General features: G+C 40.1%; 4 protein-coding genes. All 4 read right to left on the bottom strand.

What is annotated here, in order from left to right:
* Positions 1-90: 90 nt before the first annotated feature.
* The 4 genes from AW17_RS14815 to AW17_RS14800 all read right to left on the bottom strand — a co-directional run bounded on the left by AW17_RS14815 (position 91) and on the right by AW17_RS14800 (position 11,158).
* On the bottom strand, positions 91-2,433 hold the full coding sequence (locus AW17_RS14815; protein ID WP_029277717.1) for a hypothetical protein: 2,343 nt from the start codon (positions 2,431-2,433) through the stop codon (positions 91-93).
* A gap of 40 nt (positions 2,434-2,473) precedes the next feature.
* Positions 2,474-5,794 carry a glycoside hydrolase family 38 N-terminal domain-containing protein gene (locus tag AW17_RS14810; protein WP_051691867.1) on the bottom strand — a complete coding sequence of 1,107 codons (3,321 nt, stop codon included), beginning with the start codon at positions 5,792-5,794 and terminating at the stop codon, positions 2,474-2,476.
* Positions 5,795-6,044: 250 nt separating this feature from the next.
* Positions 6,045-8,489, bottom strand: coding sequence for a bifunctional YncE family protein/alkaline phosphatase family protein (locus AW17_RS14805; protein WP_029277713.1), 2,445 nt, complete (start codon positions 8,487-8,489; stop codon positions 6,045-6,047).
* Between the two features lie 14 nt (positions 8,490-8,503).
* Positions 8,504-11,158, bottom strand: coding sequence for a glycoside hydrolase family 38 N-terminal domain-containing protein (locus tag AW17_RS14800; RefSeq protein ID WP_157280320.1), 2,655 nt, complete (start codon positions 11,156-11,158; stop codon positions 8,504-8,506).
* Between the last annotated feature and the right edge of the window lie 55 nt (positions 11,159-11,213).

Below are 11,213 nucleotides of genomic sequence, written 5' to 3'. Positions count from 1 at the left end.
CATTGCGACTTTCTAAATTTTAGAACTATGGCTTTTCTAAATTGGTACGAGTTAAAAACTCGCACCAGCACATTGCATTAAATTGTTCCATTATTTCGAAATGAGTTCGGCACTGCTCATGGTCTTAATAATAAATCTATTGGTCAACTCCTTTTCTTCAGGAAACTGACAATCAAATTTTATGGTATGTTTTCCAGGTTTCAGGCTTGGAATAGCTTGTTTTAAGCTGATTTCTTTAACAAAACCACCTTTTTTATTGTACATTTTAATGCTGGTTCCATCACAAACAACAGAATTTCCGGCTTCATATTCGCCAGGTAATTCCAACTTGAAATAACCATCAATTTCAATCCATGGGTTACTGATGCTTCCCTCTTTACCCATAAAGGTTAAGGTAAAATTTAAGGGCTGCTCCGCTTCTTTATTTGTAAATTCCCATTTAGAAAAAGCAGGCTCTCCTGGTTGAAGATCCTTTTTCTCATGCTCAAATTTGTATTTTTTGAATGGGTAGAGTTTCCAGTTTTCGTTTGTTTTTTCGAGATGAAAATCGTTCTCCGGATTTTTCAATCGGGTAATCTGATCGGCAGAGAAAATTTTCGATCTGTAGGCTTCCTGCCAAAGCTTAACTAAAGCAAGTAACTTGCCTGTATTCGGATTTTTCTGAAGATTTTTATATCGTGCTACCAATGCAAAGCCTGCGTTGTAACCGGCAGCCCTGGCCATCATCCATTCAATATCTTCTTCGGTAGTAGTAGCGGAAAGTAAAAACCATCCCAACATATTGGGCATATAATTACGTTCGAGAAACGGTTGGTTTTCTAAACGATAATCGCCCTGAGATTCGCGGAATCCGCCATACCAAGGCTCGCCCCAGTTCCAGTAATGGCAAAGGTGCCAGTAGTAGTGATAAGAGCGGCTGGTTCCGTTTACCAGGGTATGTTTGGTATCTTTAATTACCTTATCAGCAAAAATCTGCATACCATAATCGCCTTCACCTGCCGATAAACAACCTTCATGTCCATCAAAATCCATGTGCGAAACGCCAGTCTCATTAAAGAAACGCCCCAAATTTCCAGCTATTTCCTGTTGCAATTCAAAATTGGGAAACAAGGTATTATAGGGATAATCAAACAGCATACCTGCCATTTCACCTTTCAGGTGATCAGATGCTTTCGTGCCGTACATCCCCCGCTGGCAATCCAATAATTTATAGGGCGCTTCTGCCGAAACTTCTCTAAAACGGATAATTTCGTCTCCAATTTTTACCGCGTGTAACGTACTGGATTTAATGTTTTTAAAATACTGGTCAGAAACCACTGGTATTTCGGTCGCGGTTGCGTTTACATTTCCTGTCAACACTGATGAACCTGTCATCGAAAGGCGCTGGTCAGGAACTGGTGATACATAAGGATCGTTGGTATTGATAAAGGTACTTAAAGTGTGTACCCCAATGCGGATGCCTTTTTTACCTGCTTTATCTACACAGGTTTTCATCCCGGCAATTCCATTTGGAAAAGCAATTGGGTCCAAAATAAAATGCCCCCAGGATTTGAAAGGTCCTTCATGATATAATGAAACCAGTCCGGCTTGCTGCGTATAATCTAACATGGCATCGACAGTTTTTTCATCAAAATCAGAAATCAGGTAAGCCCTTCCGGTTTCAGGCGATTGCTTGAACCAAACGCCGTTAATAAGTGCATGTGGAAGGCCTTCTGCCAGTTCGATTGCTCCTATACGGGATAAAACCTCAGGTTCAGCGCATCCAAAAAGCGCAATTTTGCTGCCTAGTGTTGTCTCGTTCGGAATCGCTTTTACAGGCATTTCCGGCCGGCCCCAGACTGTTAATTTTCTATCTTTTGAACGATCTAAACTAAAGGCCTGCAAGCTGCTGCCATAAGGTTGTGGAATTGCCGTAGAACCACGCGATTCGTTAGCACCTTCTGAGCTATTTAAAACACCACCAACAGTTTTAGGGTTTAAAGCCTGGATACCAATGGCATATTCGCCATCGCGTACCACTCCAACAACTTCACCAATCGTTTTGTTGATTACCGTTGGATAGGCTCCCCAGATTATAGCATTTACTTTGTCTTTCAGGTCAATTTTGATCAGTTCAAAAGTTAAATGTGTTTTCTTTTGAAGCACCTTTACCTGAACGGTGATTTTTACAGGCTGATAAGCCAGGGAGAGAATCCCTGATTTGAAAGTAGCCTCGGTGGGTCCGTACCAATCGTTGCCCACACGGATCTGTAATAAAGGAGCCTTTTCACCCATTGCCAGGTAATTTTTGCCCGAAATAGGATTAGTTAAGGCTATTAACTGTCCTTTTGAAGATAGATTGAGATTCAGAGCTTCGCTTTTTAAACTGATCTGCTGCGCCGAGGCGCTTAAAAACTGAATAAAAAAGATTAAGATAATAGCAGTTCTTTTCATATGTTAAATATTTAATTCAATGTATTATGTATACCTAAACCTATCGGGCCAACAGAAATTCAGAAACCCCCATAGCTGCCAAGTTCACATTGGCAGTAGCGGGTTTGTTATCTCCTGATTTTATATCGGTGAAGGATTTTGCTTGCAGGCTCTTCCATACAAATTGTGTTTGCTGAACAGACTGTTCAGGATTAAACAGGCGAACCACATAAGTTCCATCGGCATTCGGTGTAATGCTGGTCACCACAATTTTTGGATTACTTAATTCAAAAAGTGTAGTTGGAAGTGTTTGCTCTTTTTTAACCGGCAAAGCAATTAGGGGCTGTGTAAACTCGGTTGCGGCCTTTTCCATCTCAACATCGTTCACCATATTGTGCGGGCGCAAAGCATATTTAAAATTAACCTCACCTTCCTGATCGGCCTTGTAGTTGGTATGCCAATAATTGTTCATCACATAACTGAACCAAGTTGAAGTCGGTTGTCCTTCCTTTTTCCATTCTTTATGTTTTGGCGGCATGGTCTGTCGCTCATCAATCATATTTCCTGGTTCTATCAGCGGCATTTCAAGCAGCATCCACTGCAGCCCTTTATCAGCCTTTGATACATCCACCCATCTCCTGCCATATAAATAATCCATATTTGAACCTGGCAACTGATCTTTTAAATAACGCATACTGCCATAACCTGCATCGATAGTTGTTTCGCTTAAAGATTTATCAAAGGGATAACCAAAGTGGACTGCTTCCTTAGATCTAACCGATTTTTTATCTAAAATATTCTCGATCAATAGGGCATCGCTCCCAGCATATAAAGACAATATTCTTTCCAGTTTATTGGCACCTGGTGCATCTGAAACGATCGACACCTTGGTAACAACAGGCCCGTTCTCAATTACTTTTACCGTCACATCCCCATTGCTTACAGCCTCTCGCGGATCCATGCCCGGAACATACCAATAGCTGTTTAAGCCCTGATTGCTAAAACCACCCGCATAATTGAAATTAGTTTCTGTTTTTAATCCTGTAATACTTCCGTTGACTTTATCCCAGGTGAATCCGATTTTGCCGTTCGAAATCGAATTTTCAGCGACGGCAAATTGGCTTGCTGAGGCATTTGGGGCATCATTGGAAATTTCATATGTTGTGCTACCTAAAGCGGGCACATCAGCCATAAATACATAATTTCCGTTACTTAGTTTTTGCAATGGCTTTTTATTGCCCGCCGCATCTTTCACCGATCGCCCTGTTACAGTTCCCGATAACACAACAGGTCCAGTCCGTTTCCAGGATGAGGTATTGAATACCGCAATTTTTTTAGATTGTGGATCGCTTAATGGTTGGAGTAAATTTTCTTCCAAAGTATTGATCTGCGTATTTCCATCGAGCATAAACTGTTTTTTAATCCGCCATTGTTCGGTAACAAATGGCACATCAGGTTCAGTAATGCTGTTATGTGCCCCCCAGGTATGCTCATGGAACATGATAATATTGGTCCAGGCCTCGTAAACCTTTTGTGCATCGTACTGCTTAGGATTCAGCATCGAATAGAGTGTTGTTAATTGCTGCAGACGCAAACTATTGATCCTGTTTTTCCCCTCTTCAAAAGCAGTAGAAACAGCCCCATCTTCCCAGTACGGACTAATATCTCCTTTAACAGTCGGTATCTGCCCTCCGTATCGTTTATCAAAAGTTTCAAAAAGCTTGTCGGTTGTATTGAGTACAATTTTTGGGGAAGCATATTTCTCATTCCATTGTTTTACAAAGTCCGAAATCCCGGTATCAATGGGTCCATTATCTGCCACAATATTGTATCTCCATTGTACCATTTCGTATGGATAGTTCTTGGCTGCGAGTTCTTTTAAATAAGCGGCTATTTTTTTTGGTCCACGATCAAACACACCGCCTATTGCTGTTCCATGCCAAGAGGAATATCCTTTAGCGCCGGTCCAGAACAATACTTTTTCTTCTCCTGAGGGCGATGTCCACCATACAGGTTTATCGCCCCATGCTTTCACAAAATATCCGGCCCTATCTCCCAGATAAGGGTGGTCTTCGCCCATAAAATTTGGGCCGCTCGAAAAATATTTTACGCCTCCCTTAGATAAAGCGGTTACGGTTGACCAGGCAAAGCCCGGAATATCTGAAATCATGGCGCTGTTGATTTTAAAGCCAAATTCTTTTCTGAGTTGAGCCGCATAATCTGTATAATGAAACATTTCTTCAGGCTGGCTTAAACCGGTAAGGATATTGGCATACAAGGCCGATAAACAGATGCTACCCTCTTTTACCGCTTTAATAAATTTTTCTTTTTGAGTTGGCGAAGCCTGTTTCATGTAATTTTCAACTGCCCATAATGATTCTATATTCCATTTAAATTTTGCTTCAACAGGATAATCTTTGGTTTTTTCGATCATCTCCAAAGCATCGTCGATATTTTTAAGGTGGATTTTTAAAACCTCAGGTTGAAGGTGGGAATATCCAATATCGGTATGGGAATGGTGTATAAAATTTAACTCACGGTAAACAACCGGCTTTAAGGTTATAAACCTATTAACCAATGTTCTGCCTGCCGAAACAGCTAAAACCTGCACACTATCATCCTTTTTTACGGCATTTACCGGTATATCAAAATTATTTACGCCATCTTTTATCACAAAAGAATAAGATTCGGTATTGTTCACTTTAACCTTAAGCTGCTCCTCTTTTCCAAAATGCAAAGCTGTTAATACAATAGGCTGTTTTCCGTTTTTCAATAGAAATGGCATCGGATTAATGTCTACTTTTTCTTCAAAAGAAAATTTAAAGGTCATATACCAATCGTTGCTATTCTGCGCCTGGCCAACCACTTTAAGCCGAACTGCTTGCCCTGGTTTTACCTTACTCTTTGGCAAGCGCAGGAAAGCCAGTCCGTGGGCATCATTGGCGCCATCTCTTTTGGTTTGTTGAAAAACCAGCGCAGAACCATCGGCTGTTTTAAAAATCCAGTCAGGCGTTTTATTTCCCGGTATTGTGGTAAAGGTTAAGAGTTTTTCATCGTTTACATAGAAATCAAAATTGCGGTTTCCCCCGCTTGTAGCCGTAGAATGTGCGGCCACCCAACTGAAATAAACATAGTCGCCTTTGCTGTTTTGAGGAATTTTAGCTGTTTCCCACTCAATGGTTTTCTTACCATCGGTGGCCCGGGTTAGCAAAGCCGTTGTCGCATAATCCGGAAAAGCAGAAAAGTAAGTGATATTTTCGCCACTTATTTCTTTTGCAAAACCATTAACCCAATTTATTTTTCCAAAATAAGGAACAGCAGTCTGCGATTGTGCTTGAATGCAGTTTATTAGCAGAACAGCAATTATTACTATTTTTTTCATCTGTATAAAATTTGTTTTTATTGGTGATGAAACTGTTATGATTTTATTCATCTCCATGTGCGCTTTGGAAAAATCATGATGGTTTCATATAATTTAAAAACCCGTTTTAGTGCTTTTTAAATTTATTCTATTTTTTTATCAACTCCCGCTTTCAGTTTAACATCCCCGCTTCCCGTATTTTTAAATCACCCTGCAAAAGGTTTTGTTGAAATGTACAAGAGGTAACTTAACTTTTGGGTTAGCATTGATTTTAATCATCATCCTTTTTATTACTTAATCTTACAAATGCCGCACGACGTGGGCTGGGGCAAGCAATTTTGTCTCCTTTAATGGCATACCAAAGTAACTCGGTAAACTCCAAATCGGGCACGGCATCAACCTTCGAAAAATCATAAGTGTCTGATTTTTGCTGCCATTTGTTCATTACCAAATTCACTTCTTTTAAGTCAATATTTGAAGGCACTGATCTGAAAGAGGTAAAATCAGGAATTGCAGTAAAACTGTTCCACAATGGAGTTGATCCGGCATCATGTTGAGACAAAGGCGCTAAGCCCAGAATCAGTTCTATCGTACGCAGAAAGGAAGTAGAGGAATACATCGTGTGATCGATAAAATTTCTTTTCACATATGGTCCTGCCAAAAATGCGGTACTGCGGTGTGCATCTACATGATCGGTACCGCTTTGCGCATCATCTTCTACAATCAAAACCAGGCATTCATTCCAAATTGGACTTTTACTCAAATATTCCACTAGAAGACCAGTAGCCAAATCATTATCGGCAACATGTGCATTCGGTGTTGGCCGTCCTTTCCTCAAACCCTCTGTATGGTCATTTGGAAAACGAATGGTGTTGAAACGTGGCACTTGTTTAATCGCAACCAATGAATCGAAATCTTTTTTCCATTGCTCAAAACGGTTTACATCTTTTTCTGCCAATTCGTCCCAAGAATTGAAAGTCTTGCAATAGTTGTTTTGCAAGACCGGAAGCGTAGGCTTTTTGTCCAGCATAAATTCACCATAGTTCCTGAAACTTACATTAGCACGTTTACAGGCATCCCAAATGAATCCAGCCTTGTTATTGGCTATTGCTCTCCGGCCTTCTCCCGGATAGTCCCAGGCACGACTATAACAGGTTGGCCATATTTTTTCAAGATAATCGGTTGCATAAGCTCCCAATGTCCAGTTATGTCCATCGGCACTGACTTCAGCATCGACATAAAAATTATCAAGAAGCACAAAATCTTTCGCTAATTTGTGTTGATTGGGTGTTATTTTTTCACCGAACATCACCAGAGACGGATCCCCATTCCCTTCTTTCACATCACCCATTACCTGATCGTAGGTGCGATTCTCTTTCACAACATAGAACACATACTTAATAGGGCTTGGATCACCTACTTTCATCGGGACTGGATTTCCAACGTCATTATGCGCTTTCAATTCTTTTTCTTTTGAATACGGCGAATTTTCATAGACCATTTTCGTGTAGGCAGCCAGTAAATCTATCGAAGGCTTATCGATAATACTCAGCGTTCCCTGGAACAGCTCTCCAATAGAATGTACTGATTTTGGTTTTGAAGTATCTTCTGCTCTATATTTTAAATCATACCCTTTCATATATGGCGTTGGTGCCTGAAGATTGGTCATTGGTACAAAGCCTTTTCCGTTGGTCACCAATATTTTTTGATCAACCAGCTTCACATTAGTTGGATACCAGCCTGTTGGAATAAACCCAAGTGATTTACTTTCTCCCGGCTCAGAAACGTCAAAAACAGCCAGGCAATTATTGTCGGCATTGGCAATGTAAAGCTGCTTTCCATCCTTGCTCAGTGCAAGCCCATTAGTGGTTGAACCCGCAGGTGCATTTGGAAACAATGCCGCATTAAGTGTCTCAATTACCTTTCGGCCCTTTCTATCAATCACAGAAACGGAATTATCATCGGAATTGGCCACAAAAAGGAAAGTGCCTTTTTTTGAAAGCAGAATTTCGTTTGGATGGCTTCCAACAGCAATTGAGGCGGCAAATTCTTCTTTGATGGTATCAAAAACCAATAATTTTCCACACCCCCAACAACTCACATAGAGTTCTTTTGCATCCGGGCTTAAAACACAAGTGTAACCTTCACCCTTCAATGGAAGTTGTTTTTTTATCTTTTTGGTCTCAAGATCAATCACATAAAGTGAATTATTCTCTTTGGTAACCACATAAAGCAATCGTTTTTTCTCATCGATATCGATTCCAGCTGGCGAAATACGTGTAGGCCATTTTTTGCCCAAAATGATCGTGTCGGCCAGTTTGAGTTTGTCATTAACTATCTTGTACTGCAGAATAACGTTGTCATTTCCACCTGAAACATATAACTTTTTATCGTTTTCGCTAAACTTCAACCCATACCAGCTTGACGGAACAACAACACTATCCAATTGGCGTTCCGCTTTTGGGTCAATCAATTGAATATATTGTTTTCCCAAACCGTTATTGGTAATAGCAATCAGCTTTCCAGATTTGCTGACCGCAATATTCAATGGTAAATCGCCCAATGGTAAGGATCGCCCCACATTGGTAATTCCCCAACCATTGGGCAGTAAAATACTCTTTGAAACAGTTTGTTCAGCGCTTTGTGCCTTCAAATTCAGTGTAAAAAAAACAGGAATTAGAATCGCCAGAAAAATTCGCTTGATGGGTTTATCCATTTCGTTGTTTTTATCTATAATAAAATAAATGAAGCAGGCTGATTGGCATTCAGCTTAACTTCGAACGTATTGTTCCTGATTGGAATTTCCTTTCCTATTTTTTCTCCCCTTAAATTACAGGGTTGTGCCAGTTTATATTTGCTGTTGAGCGGTAGGCTAACCTTACAGGCATCTGTTTTACCATTTTGCTCCCACAAACGGATTACATCACCTTCACCGTCCCTGTTTTTTCCAAAGAAGGTCACTAAAATTCCTTTTTCCGATACTGAAATCCCTTTTGAACTGTTTGCCAGATTTCCTGCATCACCGTCTGTATAGCCTACCATTAATGGGTTTCTGAATTCTTCAGAAGGGATAACGATAGAATTCCCATCAGCATAGCGATCGATGCTCCAGATATAAAATTTAGCACTCCACGAACCTTCTACCCATTCAGTAAAATTCGTACTCCACTGATTGTTGTACAGATTGAAGAATACATTTCCTTCTTTTGGAACAAAATCGGTTGAATATTTCCATAACCCCGGACGGTCCAAACTTACACCTGGTACATCAGGAGAAGTAAGTCCAAACCCTTGACTGTTTTTATCTAAAACGGCTACTCCTGTATTGATAAAACCATAATCTAAATTCGTACCCTTTACAAAATCTTTGACAGGATCGACTGCTGCACCCAAACGCCCCAATTTAAACTTCGGGTTTTCAATATTGAAAGGGAAACTTATCCACCCACCTTCTGGCCAAGGATCGGCCGGTTTTCCATTGATGCTCCAAATTATCTCAACATTTGGCTTATTTTGATATAATGTAAAAACCATCGTATAATTGTGATTCAGATCGGCATCTCCTTTAAAAGTTATACTCGCCGTAACCGACAACCCATCTTTCGAGAACTCGATCGCTGCATTTTTACCTGATGATTTTTTATACAGCGTATCATCAAGATTGATTCGGCCAAATGCCTCAAGCGCTGGATTCAAAGTTACCTTGGTATAATCTTTAGCATATTTGTCGGTTTGTGTTTTAGCGAAACGTTCGTTTATGTATTGTCCGAACTTATAATCAGCATTTGCATCCACCATTTCCTTATGCGATTTTTTGTCGACCAGTGATTTGATGGTGCCATTTTCTTTGTCGAACGTGATTTTGAAGAATTCATTCTCCATCATTGCTTTTTCGGTATCGAAAGAAAGATTAGCTATTGGCGAAGCTGCTTCCTCATCTGTTGGAACGAAGGTAGCATAGCCCATTGCAGGAATACGATTGGCCTGGAATTGAAAAATGTTTTTATTTTTAACAAGCATAACCAGCTCTCCGGTAGCCACATTTTTTAACGACTTCTTTAAAACATTACCTGTTTGAAGCGTTACCATATCACTGCGTTCCCATGGCAAGGGATTATAGACCACAATACGTTTACCTGCAACATTCACTGAAGCAGCCAAACGTTGCAGCTCTCGGCTAAACGTTGGCAGAATTAGTTTTTCTGAATTGGTCACATAATTTCTCTTTTCTTTCCACGAATATTCTAGAACATCAAAATATCCTTTGGCTCGCAATTTTTCAAATTCTTTGCCATAGGCCCAATAGCCAGAATGTTTATGATTCATAGACATGCCCCAGGTATGCTCGTCGAACAGGTTAATATTCTCTACCGATTGATCAACAATAGTATGGATTGGTTCTTCCGGCTTTCTGCCCCAAATTGAAGAAAGTGTACTAAAAGCTTCTAAATTCAAGGTCGATCTGCTCAATGTCCTACTCGATTTCATTTCACGTGGCATCGACATGTAGCCATGGATCCAGGTATCAGGCATATCTCCTTTTACTATTGGTAAATTCGGGTTTTCCTTGATAATCGTATTATAAAAATCGGCCATACTGCCTACACGAACCTTTGCTCCCGGATTCAGTTTTTCAACATTTTTCACAGCTGCTCTATATTCTTCGTAGGAAGGTGCCCCATGATTATCACCAGACTGAATAATGGCTAACCAGGTATTGTGCGTCCAATCTTTTGGTGGTGCCGGACTAGTTCCGTAGTATTCTCCATAATAAAAAGTCATCAACTTTGATTGATCTGGGCCTTCCCACCAAAACAGTAATGGCACTTCTGGTGACTTTGAGAAAGGATTACAACCAATGTGCAAAAATTTAACCCCTGCATTGTTTAATAAAGTAGGCATAATCCATGAATGACTTGGAACATCAGACATTTTTGCATCTATAGGAAGTGGTAAACCGACCTCCCTATTTACTTTGGAAGCATATCCCAACGACTGTACGAGTGGTTCTAAGTCACTGGACTCTGTTTCCATGGAAAATGGTAAGGCATGAACGAAAAAATTCCCGTTTTTAATTGCTTGCTCAACTTTTAGCTTAACATCAGGTTTCGTTTTCGAAAGAATTTCTTTCATCGGCCAACCCGAAATTGTCCATTTAAATTGTTGATCTTTTGGCAAAGCCTTTGATTTCTCAACCGTATTTAAGGCACTGTTAATCATCGAATTAGCGTAATTATAGCGGACGTTGTCTGACCAATCGGTATAACCAATATCGAAATGTGTTTTAAATACAACAATTACTTCTTTTACGCTAGTGTTTGTTTGTCCTACCACACAAGTACTTACAAGTAAAAGCATGAATAAAGCAAAAACGGGATGTTTCAATTTTTTATGATTTGGTTAGAAATTTCATTTTTAAGGGGACGGAAATCGCTCAATT

This window comes from Pedobacter borealis DSM 19626, from assembly GCF_000708285.2.
Classification (GTDB): domain Bacteria; phylum Bacteroidota; class Bacteroidia; order Sphingobacteriales; family Sphingobacteriaceae; genus Pedobacter; species Pedobacter borealis.
Note: the sequence above shows the minus strand (reverse complement) of the source record. Positions and strands in the feature narration are given on the sequence as shown.